21 protein-coding genes are annotated in these 19853 nt (G+C 66.7%); 16 read left to right on the forward strand and 5 right to left on the reverse strand.

Annotation, left to right across the window (positions count from 1 at the left end):
• Nucleotides 1-292: 292 nt before the first annotated feature.
• The 3 genes from ACCQ01_RS08325 to ACCQ01_RS08335 all read left to right on the forward strand — a co-directional run bounded on the left by ACCQ01_RS08325 (nt 293) and on the right by ACCQ01_RS08335 (nt 2978).
• Nucleotides 293-613: a hypothetical protein gene (locus ACCQ01_RS08325; protein WP_192886189.1), complete on the forward strand. Its 321-nt coding sequence runs from the start codon at nt 293-295 to the stop codon at nt 611-613.
• 112 nt (nt 614-725) lie between these two features.
• A complete protein-coding gene (locus tag ACCQ01_RS08330) occupies nt 726-1406 on the forward strand; it encodes a carbonic anhydrase (protein ID WP_014507368.1) in 681 nt (226 codons plus the stop codon).
• 12 nt (nt 1407-1418) lie between these two features.
• Nucleotides 1419-2978, forward strand: a complete 1560-nt coding sequence (locus tag ACCQ01_RS08335; protein WP_070692868.1) for a SulP family inorganic anion transporter — start codon at nt 1419-1421, stop codon at nt 2976-2978.
• Between the two features lie 202 nt (nt 2979-3180).
• Here the strand turns inward: ACCQ01_RS08335 and nth are convergent, their stop codons facing one another.
• Genes nth through ACCQ01_RS08350 form a run of 3 tightly spaced genes read right to left on the reverse strand, consistent with a single transcriptional unit; the run spans nt 3181 to nt 5022 of the window.
• On the reverse strand, nt 3181-3864 hold the full coding sequence (nth, locus tag ACCQ01_RS08340) for an endonuclease III (protein ID WP_228432878.1): 684 nt from the start codon (nt 3862-3864) through the stop codon (nt 3181-3183).
• On the reverse strand, nt 3861-4229 hold the full coding sequence (locus tag ACCQ01_RS08345; RefSeq protein WP_228432877.1) for a hypothetical protein: 369 nt from the start codon (nt 4227-4229) through the stop codon (nt 3861-3863). The genes nth and ACCQ01_RS08345 overlap by 4 nt, the downstream gene beginning before the upstream one ends.
• Before the next feature lie 10 nt (nt 4230-4239).
• Nucleotides 4240-5022, reverse strand: coding sequence for an enoyl-CoA hydratase/isomerase family protein (locus tag ACCQ01_RS08350; protein WP_014507372.1), 783 nt, complete (start codon nt 5020-5022; stop codon nt 4240-4242).
• A gap of 164 nt (nt 5023-5186) precedes the next feature.
• Between ACCQ01_RS08350 and ACCQ01_RS08355 the strand changes: the two genes are divergently transcribed.
• The 4 genes from ACCQ01_RS08355 (at nt 5187) to ACCQ01_RS08370 (ending at nt 8681) form a co-directional block, all read left to right on the forward strand.
• Complete coding sequence (locus ACCQ01_RS08355; RefSeq protein WP_004429231.1) at nt 5187-5885, forward strand: FKBP-type peptidyl-prolyl cis-trans isomerase; 699 nt, start codon at nt 5187-5189, stop codon at nt 5883-5885.
• A gap of 90 nt (nt 5886-5975) precedes the next feature.
• Entirely contained in the window at nt 5976-6773 is a 798-nt protein-coding gene (locus ACCQ01_RS08360; protein ID WP_228432876.1) for a CoA pyrophosphatase, read from the forward strand.
• Nucleotides 6770-7657, forward strand: coding sequence for a sulfurtransferase (locus ACCQ01_RS08365; protein ID WP_228432875.1), 888 nt, complete (start codon nt 6770-6772; stop codon nt 7655-7657). Before ACCQ01_RS08360 ends, ACCQ01_RS08365 begins: the two co-directional genes overlap by 4 nt.
• 73 nt (nt 7658-7730) lie before the next feature.
• Nucleotides 7731-8681 carry a DUF1684 domain-containing protein gene (locus ACCQ01_RS08370; protein ID WP_228432874.1) on the forward strand — a complete coding sequence of 317 codons (951 nt, stop codon included), beginning with the start codon at nt 7731-7733 and terminating at the stop codon, nt 8679-8681.
• 9 nt (nt 8682-8690) lie between these two features.
• Here ACCQ01_RS08370 and ACCQ01_RS08375 read toward each other — a convergent pair whose 3' ends face one another.
• The gene (locus ACCQ01_RS08375; protein ID WP_228432873.1) at nt 8691-9266 is read right to left on the reverse strand and encodes an N-acetylmuramoyl-L-alanine amidase; all 576 of its coding nucleotides are present in this window, start codon (nt 9264-9266) and stop codon (nt 8691-8693) included.
• A gap of 23 nt (nt 9267-9289) precedes the next feature.
• Here ACCQ01_RS08375 and ACCQ01_RS08380 point away from each other — a divergent pair, with 23 nt between their 5' ends.
• The 9 genes from ACCQ01_RS08380 to ACCQ01_RS08420 all read left to right on the forward strand — a co-directional run bounded on the left by ACCQ01_RS08380 (nt 9290) and on the right by ACCQ01_RS08420 (nt 19173).
• Nucleotides 9290-9781 carry an MOSC domain-containing protein gene (locus tag ACCQ01_RS08380; RefSeq protein WP_039528007.1) on the forward strand — a complete coding sequence of 164 codons (492 nt, stop codon included), beginning with the start codon at nt 9290-9292 and terminating at the stop codon, nt 9779-9781.
• Nucleotides 9778-10305 carry a YqiA/YcfP family alpha/beta fold hydrolase gene (locus ACCQ01_RS08385; RefSeq protein ID WP_228432872.1) on the forward strand — a complete coding sequence of 176 codons (528 nt, stop codon included), beginning with the start codon at nt 9778-9780 and terminating at the stop codon, nt 10303-10305. The genes ACCQ01_RS08380 and ACCQ01_RS08385 overlap by 4 nt, the downstream gene beginning before the upstream one ends.
• A gap of 40 nt (nt 10306-10345) precedes the next feature.
• Entirely contained in the window at nt 10346-10852 is a 507-nt protein-coding gene (locus ACCQ01_RS08390; protein WP_228432871.1) for a GNAT family N-acetyltransferase, read from the forward strand.
• 160 nt (nt 10853-11012) lie between these two features.
• On the forward strand, nt 11013-11969 hold the full coding sequence (locus ACCQ01_RS08395; protein WP_228432870.1) for an SAM-dependent methyltransferase: 957 nt from the start codon (nt 11013-11015) through the stop codon (nt 11967-11969).
• A 427-nt stretch (nt 11970-12396) separates the two neighbouring features.
• Nucleotides 12397-14010 carry an ABC-F family ATP-binding cassette domain-containing protein gene (locus ACCQ01_RS08400; RefSeq protein ID WP_228432869.1) on the forward strand — a complete coding sequence of 538 codons (1614 nt, stop codon included), beginning with the start codon at nt 12397-12399 and terminating at the stop codon, nt 14008-14010.
• A gap of 167 nt (nt 14011-14177) precedes the next feature.
• Nucleotides 14178-16313: a bifunctional 23S rRNA (guanine(2069)-N(7))-methyltransferase RlmK/23S rRNA (guanine(2445)-N(2))-methyltransferase RlmL gene (rlmKL, locus tag ACCQ01_RS08405; RefSeq protein ID WP_228432868.1), complete on the forward strand. Its 2136-nt coding sequence runs from the start codon at nt 14178-14180 to the stop codon at nt 16311-16313.
• 210 nt (nt 16314-16523) lie between these two features.
• Complete coding sequence (locus tag ACCQ01_RS08410; RefSeq protein ID WP_228432867.1) at nt 16524-17300, forward strand: NAD kinase; 777 nt, start codon at nt 16524-16526, stop codon at nt 17298-17300.
• 167 nt (nt 17301-17467) lie between these two features.
• A complete protein-coding gene (locus tag ACCQ01_RS08415; protein WP_012438679.1) occupies nt 17468-18433 on the forward strand; it encodes a 5'-nucleotidase in 966 nt (321 codons plus the stop codon).
• Nucleotides 18430-19173, forward strand: a complete 744-nt coding sequence (locus ACCQ01_RS08420; RefSeq protein WP_228432866.1) for a fused MFS/spermidine synthase — start codon at nt 18430-18432, stop codon at nt 19171-19173. Before ACCQ01_RS08415 ends, ACCQ01_RS08420 begins: the two co-directional genes overlap by 4 nt.
• Nucleotides 19174-19209: 36 nt before the next feature.
• Here the strand turns inward: ACCQ01_RS08420 and ACCQ01_RS08425 are convergent, their stop codons facing one another.
• Nucleotides 19210-19782, reverse strand: coding sequence for a DUF2939 domain-containing protein (locus tag ACCQ01_RS08425; RefSeq protein ID WP_228432865.1), 573 nt, complete (start codon nt 19780-19782; stop codon nt 19210-19212).
• Between the last annotated feature and the right edge of the window lie 71 nt (nt 19783-19853).

Genomic DNA, 19853 nt, shown 5'->3' on the forward strand with positions numbered 1-19853 from the left:
AAGTTGCGTTAATGTGACAATTCCGCAACCATTCGTCGGAACACTTTTTGTCAATCAAGACAAAGATTTACGCGTGTTTTGTTTTTGTCAGTGTGTGTCATGAGTCTGAACGAAGTCGCGCTTATGACAGTTTTGATAGCGCCGAAACCCGGCAATTTGCGTGACTTAGTTAATGGCGAGCTGAACCGCAGCCCGCAAGTGGCGCTTTCCATCGCACTTTGTGCATCGCACCACTTGCGCTGTCGGGTTCTAAATTGTTAGTTTCGAGGCCATGTTTCCGCGATTCCTCCAATTGCTGTTGGTTTGCCTGCTCGCGCTCACCGCGTGGTCGGCAGCCAATGCGCACACCCGCATCCAGAATGCGTTAGTGGGCGACGGCTTGGCGGTGATGGTGGATGCTGGCGAAGAACGCGATGCCACCGAAGATCCGCAGGACGATGGGGACTCCCAGACCCAAGTCGATACACAGCCTGCAGACGATATCCCCTTGCTCTCCCAAGCATGGCCGGTGCTGGCGCGGTATTCACCCTCTTGGTACGCGCATCACGCGCCGGCAAATCACAAACGCGACCTGATCCCGCAACTGCGTCCTCCAAACGCCCTGCGCGCCTGATCCCAGCTGTCGCTGTACCCGGCGTTTCCGCCGGATTCTCTTTGATTTGTTCAATTTCGCAATTCGCGGTTTGCGCCGCGGATCGCTATCCGTTGCCTAGAGGTTATCTCCCATGGAAAGTTTGCTTGAAGGTTTTCGTCATTTCCGTAAGGAAGTGTATCCGCGCCAGAGTGCGCGCTTTCATGAACTCGCTGCCGGCCAGAAGCCGCACACGCTGTTCATCACCTGCGCCGACTCGCGCGTCATGCCGGAGCTGATCTTCTCCGCGCAGCCCGGCGAATTGTTCGTCTACCGCAACATCGGCAATGTGGTGCCGCCTTACTCGCAGCACGTCAGTGGCGTGGTTGCGGCGATCGAATACGCCATCGCTGTGTTGGGTGTGCGCCACATCGTGGTCTGCGGCCATACCGACTGCGGCGCCATGAAGGCCGTGCTCAAGCCCGAGTCGCTGGAAGATGTGCCGTCCGTGGCTGCTTGGTTGAAGCACACCGACGCAGCGCGTCACGTCACTGCCCACCACGGCCATGATCCGGCCAGCCAGGAGGCGCTGAGCTGCATGACCGAAGAGAACGTGGTCTCGCAGCTGGACCATCTGCGGACGCAACCGGTCGTGGCAGCACGCCTGGCGGCAGGCACGTTGCGGATCCACGGCTGGATCTACGATATCGCCCACGGAGAGATCCGCGCCTTCGATGCCGAAAAGGGGGGCTTCCGCCCGCTCCTGGGCGAGAAGACTCCCGAAGCCACTCCTCGCCCGCGCTTGCAGCAAGCGGTGCGGGCTGAACTCGTCTGACGGAGCACACTCATGAACACAGCAGGTATCGGCGGATATTTCCGTCAGGGGCTGTTCGGGCGTGATTTGCTCGCGTCAGTGGTGGTCTTCCTTGTCGCGTTGCCCTTGTGTATGGGCATCGCGATCGCATCCGGCATGCCGCCGGCAACGGGTCTGATCACCGGCATCATCGGCGGACTGGTTGTTGGTTTTCTGGCCGGCTCACCGTTGCAGGTGAGCGGCCCGGCCGCTGGCCTGGCTGTGTTGGTGTTCGAGCTGGTGCGCGAGCATGGCGCTGCCGCGCTCGGCCCGGTGATTCTGGTGGCTGGCGCGATCCAGCTGGTCGCCGGTCTGTGCCGGGCAGGAGTGTGGTTCCGGATGACGTCGCCGGCCGTGGTGGCCGGCATGTTGTCGGGCATCGGCATCCTGATCGTGGCCTCGCAGGCGCACGTGTTGATGGATGCAGCGCCCAAGGCGCGCGGTCTGGAGAACTTCGCTGCACTGCCTGCCGTGTTGTGGCAGGCGATCAGCGAAGGCACCGGCCGCACCGCGTTGTTCGTGGGCCTGGCGACCATCGGCATCATCCTGGCGTGGGACAAGCTGCGTCCGCAGCGCTTGCGCTTCCTGCCGGGTGCGTTGATCGCCGTGGTGGTGGTGACGGCGACCGTGCAACTGCAGGGACTGAACGTCAACAAGGTCGATGTTCCGACCAACCTGTTCTCGGCGATCAGTATTCCCAGCCTTTCCGACATCTTCGGGGTGTTCAATCACACCTTGCTGGTGTCGGCGGTGACCTTCGCCTTCATTGCCAGTGCCGAGACCTTGTTGTCGGCAGCGGCGGTGGATCGGATGCACCAGGGCGCACGGACGCAGTACGACCGTGAGCTGGCGGCGCAGGGCGTGGGCAACATGCTATGCGGTTTCCTGGGTGCATTGCCCATGACCGGCGTGATCGTGCGTAGTGCGGCCAATGTGCAGGCCGGTGCTGCTACGCGTGCGTCGACCATCCTGCACGGCAGCTGGCTGCTGGTGTTCGCGATGCTGCTGCCGTGGCTGTTGCGGATGACGCCGGTGGCCTGTCTGGCCGGCATCCTGGTCTACACCGGCGTGAAGATGATCAAGATCGGTCAGGTCAAGGAACTGGCGACCTATGGCCGCGGCACTGCCGCGATCTATCTGGCCACCACGTTTGCGATCGTGGCCACCGACCTGCTGACCGGTGTGCTGATTGGTTTCGGTCTGTCGCTGTTCCGTCTGGCCTTGCATTCCTCGCGCCTGAAGGTCGAGGTGCGCGAGCACGCCGACAAGAAGGACGAAATGCATCTGACCCTGCAGGGTTCTGCAACGTTCCTGAAGGTGCCGGCGATGGCGCGCACGCTGGAAAGCGTTCCGCCGAACACGGTGCTGCATCTGGACGTGGCCAAGCTGCATCACGTCGACCATGCGTGCATCGAGTTGCTGCGGGACTGGAGCCGCAATGCAGCGTCGCGCGGCTGCGAGCTGGCCGTGGACTGGAATGAGCTGGATCGTCGCGTGGAGGGCCAGCGCAAGGTGGATCCTGTGCCGACGCAGGAACCGCGCAAAGCGGCCTGACCCTGATAGCCACCCGGCGTTCGCGCCGGGTGTGTCCTGTCGTGACCGGATGATGCATGGCGCCGATAAGACGCATCATCCGGTCGCGATTTTTTTTGGGCCGGGATTGGGGATTCGCAGATTGGGGGCTCGCACTGGCGGCTTTCGACTGGCGGTTACTGCGCGCAGCCCGATCCTTGCTTCCGCAATCTTCCTTTGGCGATCAGGCAGCCACCGTCTTGTCGCGGTAGCGGCATAGATCGTGGATCACGCAATTCGGGCAATCCGGTTTGCGTGCCTTGCAGACGTAGCGCCCGTGCAGGATCAGCCAGTGGTGGGCGTCGTGCAGGAATTCGGCCGGAATGACCTTGACCAATTTGTCTTCGACCACGCGCACGTCCTTGCCGGGTGCCAGGCCGGTGCGGTTGGCGACGCGAAAGATGTGGGTGTCCACGGCCATGGTGGGCTCGCCGAACGCGGTGTTGAGCACCACGTTGGCGGTCTTGCGGCCCACGCCAGGGAGCGCCTCGAGCGCGGCCCGATCATGTGGCACCTCGCCGCCGTAACGCTCCAGCAGGATGCGGCAGGTGGCGATGACGTTCTTGGCCTTGGCGTTGAACAATCCAATCGTCGAGATGTAGCGCTTCAGGCCTGCTTCGCCCAGGTCCAGGATGTCGCGTGGCGTATTGGCAACCGGATACAGCTTGCGCGTGGCCTTGTTGACGCCAACATCGGTGGCTTGTGCGGACAACAACACCGCAATCAGCAGTTCGAACGGCGTGGTGTATTCCAGCTCGGTGGTGGGATGCGGGTTGAGTTCGCGCAGCCGCGCAAACAGCTCCTGTATCTCCGGCTTGCGCAGGGTGCTGCCGCGACGCAGCGGCGATGCGGGAAGTGCGCTGCTCATGTGGACGCTCCACCGCTGGCTTTGGCTTTCGCGCGCGCCAGGATCGCGGCGGCGAGCGGGGGTAGCGCTGGCGTTGCGGATTGCGCGGGCGTGGGCGCAGGTGCGCGGCGCGCGTCACGTTCGGCCGCACGTCGTTGCAAGCGCGCCATGCGTGCTTGATAGCGTTGACGCGCCGCCCATGCGGTCTGCAGGCGTTGCTGTGCGGCAAGCAGGGCGGCGGTCACAGCGGGATCCACTGCGTCGTGCTGTTCAGGGCAGTACTCCATCAGCCCGAGCGCCAGCGCGCCATCGAGATCGTCGGCCAGCACGCGTTCGAACAACTGCAAAGGCAGTGCATACGGCGAGGAAACTGCATCGGAGTTCATGGCGATGCAATCAGCGATTGCGGAACTGCGCGGGGCGCTTGTCGAGAAACGCACGTGTGCCTTCGCGCATGTCGTCGGTCGCAAACAGCAGGGCAAATTGTGCGGTTTCCAGCTGCAGGCCTTCTTCCATGCCGCATTCGCCACCCACCACCACCGCATCCAGGATGCCGCGCAGCGCGAGCGGTGCGGAGCCGGCCAGGCGCTCGGCCAGTGCGGTGGTTTCCGCCTGCAAGGCCTCTGGTTCGACCACGCGATTGACCAGGCCCAGTTGCAGGGCGCGCGCGGCATCGATCGGCATGCCGAGCAGGCACAGCTCCAATGCGGCGGCGCGGCCGGTGAGGCGGAGCAGGCGTTGCGTGCCGCCGAAGCCCGGGATCAGGCCCAGATTGATTTCCGGTTGCCCGATCCGTGCAGTGGCGGCGGCAATGCGCAGGTGGCAGGCCATTGCCAGTTCCAGCCCGCCGCCCAACGCGAACCCGTTGACCATGGCGATCACCGGCTTGGGCATCCGCTCGATCCGGCGCATCAGCCGCTGCCCCAACAGCGAAAACTCGCGGCCCTGCATTGCGGAGAGCTCGCTCATCTCGGCGATGTCCGCGCCGGCCACGAAGGCCTTGGGGCCGGCGCCGGTCAGCACCACTACGCGCACGTCTTCGGCCGCTGCCGCCTCTGCAAATGCCGCATCCAGCGCCTGCATGGTCTGCTGGTTCAAGGCGTTCAGTTTGTCCGGGCGATTGACCGTAATGGTCCGGACATTGGCGTGGTCTGCGATCAGAATGACGTGATTGGACATCGGACTTCCTGGCTAACGTAAAAAAAAAGTAAATGCGGAACTTCTGAAACCCTTGCTGGTCATAGGTTTCGTGATAAGTAGCGGTTCGCTATCGCGGCCGCTATCCTAGCGCGTCATCTCAGGCGGCAGACCCGTCCTGTGCCACCACCCTGGAGAATTGTTTGATGAAGTTGCGTTCGATCGCGGTCGCTGTGGCGGCCCTGGCCCTGACGGGCAATGCGCTGGCCCAGGACACAACGTCCGAGAAGGGCAAGCTGAGCTACTACTTTGGTTATGACTACGGCAACAACCTTGCCGAGCTCACCGGACGTGGTGAACAGCTGGATATCAACTCGGTGGTGAAGGGTCTGCAGGACGCCTATGCCAAGAAGCAGCCGGCCATCACTGCCGACCAGCTGAAGCCGGCCGTGGAAGCGTTCCAGAAGCGTGAGCAGGGCCGTGCCCAGCAGGCCAAGGCCGAGTACGACAAGGCCGCTGCCGCCAACAAGACCAAGAGCGATGCGTTCCTGGCCAAGAACAAGAGCACCGCTGGCGTGCAGACGCTGCCGAGCGGCGTGCAGTACCGCGTGATCGAAGCCGGCAAGGGCGCCAAGCCGACCCAGGCCAGCACCGTGCAGCTCGAAGTCGCCGGTCCGTTCCCCTTCGGCGACCGCGAGAAGGCACGTCCTGCGCAGCAGATCCCGGCCATCAAGGTCAGCGAAGTCGAGATGCAGGCCATGCGCGACACGCTGCTGCAGATGCCGGCCGGCTCCAAGTGGGAAGTGACCCTGCCGCCGGAAAAGGCCTACGGTGCCGACCCGCGTACCCCGTTCCCGCCGAACGTGGCCGTGCAGTTCGAGATCAAGCTGGTCAGCGTCAAGTAATTGCGTTTGCTGTTGCTGTGACAACGCCGGCCACCAGGCCGGCGTTGTCGTTTCAGGTATGGGAAGGACATCACGCGCGGAGGCCGCACGATGCAGGGCGAGGATTCGAACAGCGGTGGCCTGGCCAGCCCGTGTATCGGTGTATGTTCGCTGGACGCGCAGGGGAGCTGTGTCGGTTGCCTGCGGAGCCTGGATGAAATTGCACGCTGGATGAGCATGAGTGACGGTGAACGCCTGGAATATCTGCAGACGGTGCTGCCCGCGCGCGCGTTGGCGGCGCAGCTGCCCGAGTGCGCGGCCTTGCAGCGTGCGCTGTATCCGCTGCACACCGCGCCAGATGGGCCCGGCTGGAACCATGCCGAGTTGATCGATCTCACCGAAGGTGGCGCCTCGGCCGAAGCGGCGGTGTTATGCGGACTGGTGCCGCGCACGCAGGGCACGATGGTGTTGCTGACGCGGCGCACCGACAGCCTGCGCCATCACGCCGGGCAGGTGAGTTTCCCCGGTGGCCGGATCGAGCCGTCCGATGCCGATGCGGCAGCGGCGGCGTTGCGCGAAAGCTGCGAGGAAATCGCGCTGGGCGCGCAGCAGGTGCACGCACTGGGCTATCTGGACCCGTTTCTGACCGTCAGTGGGTTCCGTGTGACTCCGGTGGTAGCGGTGATCGACCCGGCCTTTGTGGCCGTACCGCAGCCGGACGAGGTGGCCGAGGTCTTCGAGGTGCCACTGGCCTATCTGATGGACCCGGACAATCTGCGCAGCGTGGAGCTGGAGTACCGCGGCCGGCCACGTCGCGTGCTCGAATACGACTGGCCCGGTCACCGGATATGGGGTGCCACCGCGGCCATTCTTCTCAATCTTCGCCGTCGTCTGGAGCAGAGTGCATGAGTGCCGAACCCGACTGGACCACGCTGGTGGACAGCGCCACCCTGGCAGCAGCGCTGCAGCACCCGCAGCTGCGTCTGCTGGATGCGCGGGCGGCACCGCCCACTGTGCCGGACCCGGGCGCCGCACAGCGCGACTACGCACAAGGACATCTGCCGGGTGCGCATTTCGCCGATCTGCACGACGCGCTGGCGGATGTGTCGCGCCCTGGGCAAGGGCGTCATCCGCTGCCGCACAGTGATGTCTTCGCGGCCCAGCTCGGCCGCTGGGGGATCACGCCCGACAGCCAGGTGGTGGTCTATGACGCGGCCGACGGCAGCATGGCGGCCGCACGTGCGTGGTGGATGCTGCGGCTGATGGGCCATCGCCGCGTAGCGGTGCTGGATGGCGGCCTGGCCGCCTGGCGTGCGGCCGGGTTGCCCGAGACCACGGCGGTGCCTTTGCCGGCCGACAGCGGCGCGTATCCGGGTAGTTTCGATGCGGATGCGGTGGTGGACGCCGAGGCGATCCTGGCGCGCCTGGATGCGGCGCCGGGCTGGCTGCTCGACGCACGCGCCGGCGAGCGCTTTCGTGGCGAGGTTGAGCCCATCGACCCGGTGGCCGGGCATGTGCCGGGCGCGGTGAGTCGCCCGCTCGGCATGAGCCTGCGTGATGGGCGGTTCAAGCCGGCGGCGGAGTTGCGCGCCGAGCTGGGCGCGCTGCTGGGCGACTACGCGCCGGAGCAGGCCGTGGTGATGTGTGGCTCGGGTGTGACTGCCTGCCATCTGCTGCTCGCGCTGGAGCTGGCAGGGCTCTCCGGTGCGCGCGTGTATGCCGGATCGTGGAGCGGCTGGTTGCAGGATCGCAGCCGCCCGGTCGCGGTCGCTAGCCAATTGCAGGCACAATAGGCGCAGGAAAGGTGGCCTGTGGGGACGCAGGCTCGCTGCGCGGAGCGCAGTTCTCGCAGTGTTGGGTGTGCTGATGCGGTGGCAGTTGCAGCGTGGCGCGATAGGCGTCGTGGGAATCGTGCTGGTGGTTGCATGTTCGGCCGGGTCGACCTCGCAGGGCAGTGGTGCAGCGGCTGAGCCATCGAGCGCGCGCGCCGATCGTGACGGCTACGCTGCAGCGCTTGCGCAGGCACGTGCGGCGCGCCGTGCCCAATTGCATGCTCCGGATGGCTGGTTGAGCTACACCGGCTCCGGCCGCGTGCGCCCGGGCCGCTATCGGGTGGGGGCCGACCCGCATGCCGATATCGTGCTGCCGGCGGGGCCTGCGCAGCTGGGCAACCTGACGCTGGATCCCGAAGGCCAGCTGCGTTTCCAGGCCGCGGCCGGCACCGGAGTGACGCTGCACGGCAAGCCCGTGACAGAGGTGGTGCTCGCGCCCGAGCGGGCAGGGCAGCCGGGCGACCGTCTGCGTATCGATGCGCGCGAGTTCTATGTGGTGCAGACCGGCGCCTTGTACGGGTGGCGGTTTCGCGACCCGGCAGCGCTGGCGCAGTTCGGTGAGCTGGACTATTTCCCCACCGATGCGCACTGGCGTATCGACGCGCGGTGGCAGCCGTATGACGCGCCACGTGCCACCACGTTGTTGACCTCGATCGGCACACCGTTGACGGTGCAGGTGCCGGGCGAAGCGGTGTTCACCCGCAACGGCCAGCGTTATCGCCTGCGTCCGATCGCACAGGATGGCGACGCCCGTCTGTTCTTCGTGTTCGCCGACCGTACCAGCGGTAAGGAAAGCTACGGCGGCGCGCGCTATCTCTACACAGACGCGCCGCGCGACGGGCGCGTTGTGCTGGATTTCAATCTGGCCGAGAACCCGCCCTGCGCGCTGACGCCGCATGTGGTGTGCCCGATTGCACCGCCGTATAATCGCCTGGATCTGGCGGTCAACGCCGGCGAGAAGACCTATCGCCCATCCGGTCGCTGAGCGCGGCGCTCAGCGCGGCGCGTGTACCCAGCGCACGGCAGTTTCGATGCGCTCCCACGGAAACAACGGCCCGGGGTCGCGCTTGCGCTGGATCTTGCGCGAAGGGTCGTCGCTGGCCGCTTCCTGGGTGGTGTCCAATGCCTCGTGGCCGGCCATCCGCCGTACCGACGGCAGCTGTTGCTGCAACCATTGCAGCAAGGTCACCAGCGCGTTGATTTGCGCGTCGGGGTAGGGTTCGCGCATCTGCTGATGGCGCGAATCCAGCCAATGCGGATAACGCCCACTGTTGACCAGTTCGATGCCCAGCGTGTGCGGATTGTGGCCGCGCACGTGGTGGGCGACGCGCTCCAGCGCCACGTATTGCTGAATGCTGCCATTGCGGTCGATGTAGTAGTGGCCGCTGTTGCCGGTGCCGCTGTCGTAGAGCACGCGTTCGCCGTATTCGCGCGCCATCGCCATGTCGGGCAACTCGGTGCAATGAATGACCACCATGTCGATGTTGCGCAGCGTGCGCCGGTCCAGCCGCGATTCGTAGGACAACGGCGCGTAGGTGATCGGGGGCGACGGCAGGACGGCATCGGACATGGTGCGGATGCTAGCATTCGACGATGGCTTTGAATCCCGACAGCCCGCTGGGCAAATTGATGGCGACGCTGCCGCAGACCGGGCAGGTGACCTGGATCGGCGTGCGCCCGGCGCGCGACGTGGACATGATCGAGGTGGACGCGGCGCAGGCCACCACCGGCATCGGCCTGGTCGGCGACCGCTACAAGGGCGGCAGCGGCAAGCGTGGCGTGACCCTGATCCAGGCCGAGCATCTGCCGGTGATCGCAGCGCTGGCCGGCCACCCCGCGATTGCGCCGGCCACCTTGCGCCGCAATCTGGTGGTGTCCGGCATCCCGCTGATCGCCTTGAAGGGGCGGCGCTTCCGCATCGGCGATGTCGAGCTGGAAGGCACCGACCCCTGCGATCCGTGCTCGCGCATGGAAGACGCACTTGGCGCGGGCGGCTACAACGCCATGCGCGGCCACGGCGGGCTGTGCGCACGCATCCTGCGCGGCGGTGTGCTGCGCATCGGCGATACGGTGCAGGCGTTATGAGCCGCGGTCACTGCATCCTGTCGCACGGCTTCGAAAGCGGCCCGGACGCGCTCAAGGTCACCGCCCTGGCCGATGTTGCCGGGCAGCTGGGCTGGACCCACGAGCGCCCGGACTACACCGATCTGGACGCACGCCGCGATGTCAGTTCGCTCGGCGATGTGCAGGGCCGGCTGCAACGCCTGCTGGAGATCGCGCGGGCGGCGGCCGACAAGGGCCCGCTGGTGCTGGTCGGTTCCAGCCTGGGCTCGTACATCGCCGCGCAGGTGTCGTTGCAGGTGCCCACGCGCGCGCTGTTCCTGATGGTGCCGCCGACCAGGATGGGGCCGTTGCCGGCACTGGATGCGGCGCGCGTGCCGATTTCCATCGTGCATGCCTGGCGCGATGAATTGATCCCGGCCGGCGAGGTGATCGCCTGGGCGCAGGCGCGGCATGCGCGCTTGCTGCTGGTCGACGACGAACACCGGCTGGCGTCGCATGTGGATGCGTCGGCGCGCGCCTTCGCCGAACTGTTGCAGAGCCTGTGATGCGCATCGGTCTGAAGATGTGCGGGCTGCGGGGCCTGCGATGAACGTGCTGATTCGCGAAGCCAGCGATGGCGATGCTGCGGCGATCGAACTGCTGACGATGGTCGCGTTCATGCGCGACGAACATAGCCGCCACGACGAGCAGCACGTGATCGCCGCCTTGCGCAACGACGGCGCGCTGGCGCTGTCGCTGGTGGCCGACCACGACGGGTATGTGGTCGGGCACCTGGCGGTGTCGCCGGTGTCGCTGTCGGACGATTCGCCCGGCTGGCACGCATTGGGGCCGCTGGCGATCGGGCCGGGGCATCAGCGCCAGGGACTGGGCACGCGCCTGGTGCAGGCGGCGCTGGGCAGCTTGCGCGAGCGTGGCGCTGCCGGTTGTCTGGCATTGGGCGAGCCGGCGTTTTTCCGGCGTCTGGGCTTTGCGGTGGAGCCGGGGCTGGTGTTGCCCGGCGTCCCGGCCTCCGAGCTGCAGGCGCTGGCGTTCGGCGACCGTCTGCTGCCGCTGGCCGATGTCGCCTATCACCCGGCCTTCGGGCTGGGGTGAGTGCAGCCGCTGGCGACCGCTTGGCGTGCTCCACGCCAGGCCTTGCGTGCGGTGCCAGTTCGCTCGGCCGCATCTTCCATCGCGGTAGAGACGCCGTCGCGCCGGGAGTGATCGCAGCATGGCGAGCGCTGCGATTGGCGCGCTCCTGTCGAGGTGGACAATGCAACGTGATGACGAAGACCTGGGCCAGGCCGCGCAGGCGGGCCGGCTGATTTCCCACGGCAGCGATGACCAGGACGATGCTGCGTTGCTGGCATCGCTCACATCGCGTCTGCGCCAGAGCGGTGACCGGCCCGAAGCGCTGGTCCAGCGTCTGCTCGGTCTGGTCGATGCGCTCTGGGCCACCGAGTTCGGGCGGTTTCTGCTCAGGCATCGCGGGTTGAATGCCTACTGGACCCATCGGCTGGTGACGTATCGCGCCGATGCGCAGCCGAACGAGTCGATGTCGGCGATGGAACGGCATATCTTCGAAGAGGCGCCTGCAGTGCTGGCGACCCGCGAACGCTTCGGCATCTTCCAGCAGCAGCTGCAGGAGCTGCTGCGGCCAGGCATGACGCTGGCATCGGTGCCCTGCGGATGGATGGGCGAGCTGTTGCTGCTGGACTACCGGGAATGTCCGGACGTGCGCCTGATCGGTATCGATCTGGACCCGCAGGCGCTGGAAGGGGCGTTGCACCTCGCACGTGCGCGCGGGCTGGAGGGGCAGCTTTCGCTTCGTCTCCAGGACGCATGGACGCCTGGTGCCGACGATCACGTGGATGTGCTGACCAGCAATGGCTTGAACATCTATGAGCCGGACGAGGTGCGCGTGATTGCGCTGTATCGCGCATTTTTTCAAAGGCTGGCGCCAGGTGGCGTGCTGGTCGCAAGTTTCCTGACACCGCCGCCGACGCTGTCTGCCGAGTCGCCGTGGAAGCTGGAACACATCGATCCCGAGGCGCTGACGCTGCAGAACCTGGTGTTCGCCGAGATCGTCCAGGCGCGCTGGGCCTCGTTCCGCACCCACGCGCAGACCCGCGCGCAGCTGGAAAGCGCCGGGTTCACCGATCTCCGCTTCATCGATGATCGCGCCAGCATCTTTCCTACGGTGGTTGCCCGGAGACCTGCGGCCCGCTGAGTGGGGGTGGCGAACGCATCGGCCGCGTCGTATGCACCGCTGTGGCGGTTGGACGCAGGCCTGGCGGGCGAGTTTCGTGCTGCGTGCTGCGTGCTCAGTGCTCAGTGCTCAGTGCTGCGGGTCCTGGCCTTCGGCGAGTGCTTGCCGTGCTTTTTCGAGGGCGCCTGACAGCCAGCAGGGTGCCGGCCGCCAGGAGCTTAAGCATGTCTGCAAGGTCGGGTGCTCACCATGCTGCGCTTGAACGCGGTCAATCCTGCCGCGGTGTTCGGGATTTGGCTTGCGTCGCAGGCTGACCTACGCTTTGCCGCGTTGCCCACTGTCTGAGGATTGGTCCAATGCGCCATTGATGCCGCCGTCGTGATGACGGCCTTACCCGCTGCCGGTCCGGCTGGATCGGTGCGTGTGCTGGCATGCAATGGAGACCCGTATGACCTGTCCGTCGCTGACGCTGGAAAGCGTTGCGTATGTGCTGCCCGATGGCAGCCCGCTATTTTCCGATCTGTCCATCCACATCGACCAACGCGCCACCGGCCTGGTCGGGCGCAATGGCGTGGGCAAGAGCGTGCTTGCGCGCCTGCTGGCCGGCGAGGTGCTGCCCAGCGCAGGGCGTTACGTGCGCAACGGCAGCGTGCATTACCTGCCGCAGCGCGTGCGCGTGGCGCCGGGGCAGAGCATTGCCGAACTGGCCGGGGTCGCGCCGCTGCTGGATGCGCTGGACCGTATCGCCGCCGGCAGCGTTGCGCCCGCCGATTTTGAACTGGTCGGCGAGCGCTGGACCGCCCATGCGCAATTTGCCGCAGAACTCGAAGGGCAAGGCCTGGGTGGGCGCGATCCGCGTGCACCGGCCGCGCAGCTCAGCGGCGGCGAAGCGACGCGCGTGGCATTGGCTGGTGCGTTTCTGACCCGGCCGGACCTGTTGATTCTGGACGAGCCCAGCAATCACCTGGATGGCCCGCAACGCCAGCGGCTGATGGATCAGTTGCTGGCGTGGAGCGGTGGCCTGCTGGTGATCAGCCACGACCGCGGCCTGCTCGATGCGATGCAGCGCATTGTTGAATTGTCCGCGCAGGGGCTGCGCAGCTACGGCGGCAATTACACGTTCTATGCGCAGCAGCGCGCCATCGAACAGCAGGCGGCCAGCGCGTTGCTGGCCCAGCGCAAACAGGCGCGTGCACGCGGTGAGCAGGCGTTGCGCGAACAGCAGCAGCGTCAACAGCAACGCCAGGCACGCGGCGCGCGTGCTGCAGGGCAGGCCAACCAGGCCGCGATCCTGCTCGGCGCGCAGAGGCAGCGCAGCGAGGTCAGCGCCGGGCGGCTGCAACAGCAACGCCAGGCCGAACAGGCGCGGCTGAGCGAGGCGGTGGTGCAGGCCGCAGCGCTGGTGCAGGACGACCCCACGATCGCGCTCCTGGCGCCGACATCGCCCGCCGGCGCATCGCGGCAGCTGGCCACGCTGCAGCAGGTGGAGCTGGCCGACGGACGGCTGGGCGGGCGGCGGGTGGACCTGCTGCTGCATGGGCAGCCGCGGATCGGCCTGGTCGGCCCCAATGGCAGCGGCAAGTCGTCGTTGCTGCAACTGCTGGCCGGGCGCCTGCAACCCAGCGCGGGGCAATGCCAGGTGCATGTGCCGGCGGCGTATCTGGATCAGCACCTGGGCCTGCTGGATCCGGCGCGCTCGGCCGCTGCGCAGCTGCAGGATGCAGACCCGGACGCGCCAGCCCACGCGCAACGGCTGCGGCTGGCGCTGCTGGGGCTGGACCAGCAGCGTGCCGACCTGCCCACCGGCCAGCTCAGCGGCGGCCAACGGCTCAAGGCGGCGCTGGCCTGTGCGCTGTACCGGGCGCAGCCGGCGCAACTGCTGCTGCTGGACGAGCCAACCAACCATCTGGACCTGGCCTCAGTGGAGGCGGTGGAAGCGCTGCTGCAGGACTATCGCGGCGCCCTGATGGTGGTCTCGCACGACGCCGCCTTCCTGCAACGGCTGGGTCTGCAGCAGCGCCTGGACACGGCCCAGCCGCAGTGGCGGCTGGCGCCGTGGTGAACCGCGCACGGGCAGGGCAGGCCGTCGGGCTGGTAATGCCGGCCCCGATGGTCGACCATTTGCCCCCGCCCGCGGCCACGGCAGCGCTTCACCGCCACCGGCCCGCTGTCCTGCTTCCACGGTCGCCGCCAGCTGCGCGGTCATCGTCTCCATCGATACCTGCCTACGTGAAATTCTTCGCATCCTGTGCCAAGGGCCTGGAATACCTGCTCGCCGACGAGTTGCTCGCGCTCGGTGCCAGCAAGGCCACCGCCACCATCTCCGGCGTCAACGTCGAGGGCGCCTTGCGCGATGCCCAGCGCGCCGTGCTGTGGTCGCGGCTGGCCAGCCGGGTGCTGTGGCCGCTGACCGAGTTCGATTGCCCGGACGAAGACGCCCTGTATGCCGGCGTTGCCGAGCTGCCCTGGCATGAGCATCTGTCCACCGGGCACACGCTGTCGGTGGATGCGCACGTGTCCGGCACCGCCATCACGCACGCGCGCTATGCGGCGCAGCGCATCAAGGACGCGGTGGTGGACACCATCCGCCGGCAGGGGCTGGAGCGCCCGTCGGTGGACGTGGAAAGCCCGGACCTGCGCCTGAACCTGTCGCTGCGCAAGGGCCGCGCCACTATTTCGGTGGATCTGGGCGGCGGGCCGCTGCACCGGCGTGGCTGGCGCATGGCGCAGAACGAAGCGCCGTTGAAGGAAAACCTGGCGGCTGCCGTGCTGCTGCGCGCCGGCTGGCCGCGTGCCTATGCCGATGGCGGCGGCTTGCTGGACCCGATGTGCGGCAGCGGCACCTTGTTGATCGAAGGCGCGCTGATGGCGGCCGATGTCGCGCCCGGTCTGCAGCGCTATGGCAGCGACATTCCCAGCCGCTGGCGCGGGTTCGACCGCGACAGCTGGCAGCAGCTGGTGACCGAGGCACGCGAGCGCGACAGCGTTGGCCGTGCCGCGCTCAAGCAGGTGATCCATGGCAGCGACATGGACCCGCATGCGATTCGCGCTGCCAAGGAAAATGCGCAGGTGGCCGGCGTGGCGGAGGCCATCTGGTTCGGCGTGCGCGAGGTCGGCGACCTGCAGACTCCGCCGCAGGCCACCGGCGTGGTGGTGTGCAACCCGCCGTATGACGAGCGCCTGGCCGCCGATGCCGCCTTGTATCGCAAGCTGGGCGACACCCTGCAGCGCGTGGTGCCGCAGTGGCGGGCGAGCCTGCTGTGCGGCAATGCCGAGCTGGCGTATGCCACCGGCCTGCGTGCGGGCAAGAAATACCAGTTGTTCAACGGTGCGATCGAGTGCGCGTTGATCGTCTGCAACCCGATCGCGGTACCGCGCCGGACTCCGTTGGCGGCACCGACGGCGCTCAGCGAAGGCGCACAGATGGTGGCCAACCGCCTGCGCAAGAACCTGCAGAAATTCAAGAAGTGGCGCGCCCGCGAGGGCATCGAGTGCTTCCGCGTCTACGATGCCGACCTGCCGGAATATTCCGCTGCCATCGACGTGTATCAGCAAGCCGATGGCGACCGGCGTATCTTCCTGCACGTGCAGGAATACGCCGCGCCGGCGACCATTCCCGAGGCGGATGTGCGCCGTCGCCTGGGCGAATTGTTGGCCGCCGCGCGCGAGGTGTTCGAGGTGCCGGCCGAGCGTGTTGCGTTGAAGTCGCGCGAACGTGGCAAGGGCGGCAGCAAGTACGGCCGCTTCGAGCAGCGCAACGAAATCGTCAATGTGCGCGAGCACGGCGCGCTGCTGCGGGTGAATCTATTCGATTACCTGGACACCGGCCTGTTTTTGGACCATCGCCCGTTGCGCGGCACCATGGCCACGCAATCGAAGGGGCGGCGCTTCCTCAATCTGTTCTGCTACACCGGCGTGGCCAGCGTGCAGGCGGCGGTGGCCGGTGCGAGCTCCACCACCAGCGTGGATCTGTCCGGTACCTATCTGCAGTGGTGCGCCGACAACCTGGCCTTGAACGGCCACGCCGGCAGCAAGCACAAGCTGGTGCAGGCCGACGCGCTGGCCTGGCTGGAAGCCGAGCGCGCGCATTTCGACGTGATCTTCTGCGACCCGCCGACCTTCTCCAACTCTGCGCGCGCAGAAGACTTCGATATCCAGCGCGAGCATGTGCGGCTGTTGCGCGCGGCAGTGGCACGTCTGGCGCCGGGCGGGGTGCTGTATTTCTCCAACAACTTCCGTCGCTTCAAACTGGATGAGGAATTGGTGGCCGAGTTCGCGCAGTGCGAGGAAATCAGCCCGCGCACCATCGATCCGGATTTCGAGCGGCATGCGCGGATCCATCGGGCGTGGCGGTTGACGGCGTGATGACAGGCCGCGCCAGCGGCCGGTGACGGCGCAGCGCAGGGCTTGGACGGCGTGCGGCGAATCCATCTGCACCTCGGTGGCGCGGCGGCCTGCCGCACGCAGCGGATGCCGCGCAACGCATCCGCCGCGGCGCACGCGCCGTGACAGCGGTCTGCGCACGAGCCCACCACGGCGCTGCGGTATGCTGATTCGCATGCCCTGGAGTCAACGATGACCGCAATGCCCCGCATCGCTTTTCTTGCCAGCCCCGCCGAGCCGGCGGTGGCCGCACGCGCGCGCCTGGTGCAGCGCTACGGCGACCACGCCTTGCACGATGCAGACATTGTCTGCGCGCTGGGCGGCGACGGATTCATGCTGCAGACCCTGCACCGGCACGGTGCCGCCGATAAGCCGGTGTTCGGCATGAAGCTGGGCTCGGTCGGGTTTTTGATGAACCAGTACCGCGACGATGAGGACGACCTGCTGGCGCGCCTGCAACGCGCCGAGCCGGCCCACCTGCGTCCGCTGGAAATGCTGGTGCAGACCGAATCCGGCACCAGTGCCGGTTCGCTGGCCTATAACGAGGTCTCCTTGCTGCGGCAGACCCGCCAGGCCGCGCATCTGAGCGTGGATCTCAATGGCCAGACCCGCATTGCCGAGCTGATCGGCGACGGAGTGATGGTGGCAACCCCAGCCGGCAGCACCGCCTACAACTACTCCGCGCACGGCCCGATCCTGCCGCTGGGCTCACACACGCTGGCCTTGACCCCGATCGCGCCGTACCGGCCACGGCGCTGGCGCGGCGCCATCCTCAAGGCCGATACCGAAGTGCGCTTTCGCGTGCTGGATCCGTACAAGCGCCCGGTCAGCGTGACCGCCGACTCGCATGAAATCCGCGACGTGGTCGAAGTGACCATCCGCGAATCCATCGAACGCCGCGTCACCTTGCTGTTCGACCCCGAACACAACCTGGAAGAACGCATCTTCAGCGAGCAGTTTGCGGTGTGAGGGGCGGCGATTGGGCAGTGGAGATTCGGGATTGGCAACAGCAACGGCGCGGCACGTGTGCTTTGGACGTGTACACACACGCTACGATGCTGCACGGATGCCCGAGGCACTCCCGATCTACCGTTCCTGCTTCTACCGATTCCCCACTCCCCAATCCCGGCATTCAAATGGCTGACAACTCCCCCAGACTGCTGACCGTCGCGGTGACCTCCCGCGCATTGTTCGATCTCGAAGAAGGCCACGCGCTGTTCGAGGCCGACGGGGTGGAGGCGTATTCCGCGTTCCAGCGCGAGCACGAGGACGACATCCTGGAGCCGGGCGTGGCATTTCCGGTGGTGCGCAAGTTGCTGGCGCTCAACCACGACACGCCCGAAGAAACGCCGCGCGTTGAAGTGATCCTGCTGTCGCGCAATTCCGCCGACACCGGCTTGCGCATCTTCAATTCCATCCAGCATTACAACCTGGGCATCGTGCGCGCGACCTTCACCTCCGGTCAGCCGACCTGGCCTTATGTCAAACCGTTCGGCACCGATCTGTTCCTGTCGGCCAATCCCGAGTCGGTGCGGCGCGCGCTCACCCATGGCATCGCAGCGGCCACCATCATGCCGCGCGCACCGGGCGAACGGGCCGAGGCGGCTGCGGCCATCGTCGACAACGACGACACCCGCTTGTCCACGCAGCTGCGGATCGCTTTCGACGGCGATGCGGTGATCTTCGGCGACGAGAGCGAGCGCATCTCGCGCGAACAGGGCGTGGAAGCGTTTGGCCGCCACGAGCGCGAGCGCGCACGCGAGCCGTTGTCGGTGGGTCCGTTTCGTAACTTCCTCTCCGCCCTGCATGCGCTGCAGGCGGCGTTCCCGCCGGGCGAGGCCTCGCCGATCCGCACCGCGCTGGTCACCGCGCGCTCGGCACCGGCGCACGAGCGGGTGATCCGCACCCTGCGCGAGTGGGGTGTGCGGCTGGACGAAGCGCTGTTCCTGGGCGGGCGCCACAAGGGGCCGTTCCTGGAAGCGTTTGGCGCAGATATCTTCTTCGATGATTCGCAACACAATATCGATAGTGCACGTCAGCACCAGCATGTGGCCGCCGGCCACGTGCCGCACGGCGTGGCCAACGACCCCCCGATCGGATGAGCGGGCCGCAGCGCACGCCGGTCCGCGCCGCGCTGCGGATGAGCTGGCGCGCGGTGGAGCTGTCCTTCGCCGAGGACACCATCCAGACGCGCATGGCGCGCTGGGCGCCGCACCGGCTGGTGGTGCCCTATACGCGCGGCATGTTGGCGGCGTTGTGGCTGCACCCGCGCCCGCAGTGCATCGGCATCATTGGTCTGGGCGGCGGCGCGCAGGCCAAGTTCTGTCACCGGTATCTGCCCTGGGCACGTGTCGAAGCAGTGGAGGCCGATCCGCAGGTGCTGGCCTTGCGCGATGTGTTCCGCCTGCCGCGCGATGACGCACGCCTGGAGGTCAGCCTGGACGATGGCGCGGCCTGGATCGCCCATCGTCCGCAACGTTATGACCTGCTATTGCTGGATGCTTACGACGCCGACGGCATCCCGCCGGCTCTGTGCACTACCGCGTTCTATACGGCGTGCCAGGCGGCGCTGCGGCCCGGCGGTGTGCTGGTGTTGAACCTGTTCCAGGTGGCGACCGCCGAGCACCTGGGCACGCTGCGCGCGCTGTTCGATGGACACATGCTGGTGCTGCCCCAGCCGGATCTGCGTAACCAGATCGTGTTTTGCTGGGACGGTAAACGCACGCCCGGCAGCGTCGCCGATGCACTGCGGTCACTTCCGTGGTCAGCGGCGCGGCAACTGCGGCCCTCCATGCAGCGCCTGCAGGCGGCGTGGACGGAGCGGGCCTGGCGATTCAGCTAAATGCTGCGTGCTGACCAATGTGCATGCTGGCGCGACTCAGCCGCCGGCAGGGGCACTGCCTGCGGCATCGCGCAGCGGTAGTTGGATGTCGGTGAGCCGCCAACGCAGGCCCTGGCGACTCAGCACGAACACCACCGGCGCACCACTTGCAGTGTGCGTGGTGGCGGTGAATCGGCGGGTCGATTCGAAGCGTTGCTCGGCGCCGTCCAGCGGTCGCGCAGGCGAGGGGGCTGCGTAGGTGTCCGGGCTGACGGTGTCGCCGGTCACGCGGTTCCAGACCTGATGGCCTTGCAGCAACGCGCTGATGCCTAACGGCGTCACCAGCGTATCCACGCCGGCGCCGCCGAGACGGCTGGCAATCTGCAGCGCAAAACCACCCAGCAGGCTCGATTGCAGGCTGCTGCCGGCTTCGCGCACCACGTAGTCGTCCAGTTGCGCTTTCAGGTTGACCCGCAGCGTCGGGAAGTCCACGTGCCGCGCCAGTTGCGCGGTGTCGCGATTGGCCACGGCCTGGCTGATGCCGCGGATTGCCAGATACGGCCCGCCGACCACATAGCCTGCCAGTGCCAGCACGATCAACAGCGGAAGCAACCACCACCATTTTTTCATTGCCGCCACTCCTGGATTGATCGGCGCGTTACAGCGGGTGCATGTGTTGGAAGGCGTGGCGGATGCGCGCA

Origin of the sequence: Xanthomonas sp. NCPPB 4037 (assembly GCF_041475695.2) — a bacterium.
In the GTDB taxonomy this organism is placed as follows: domain Bacteria; phylum Pseudomonadota; class Gammaproteobacteria; order Xanthomonadales; family Xanthomonadaceae; genus Xanthomonas; species Xanthomonas campestris.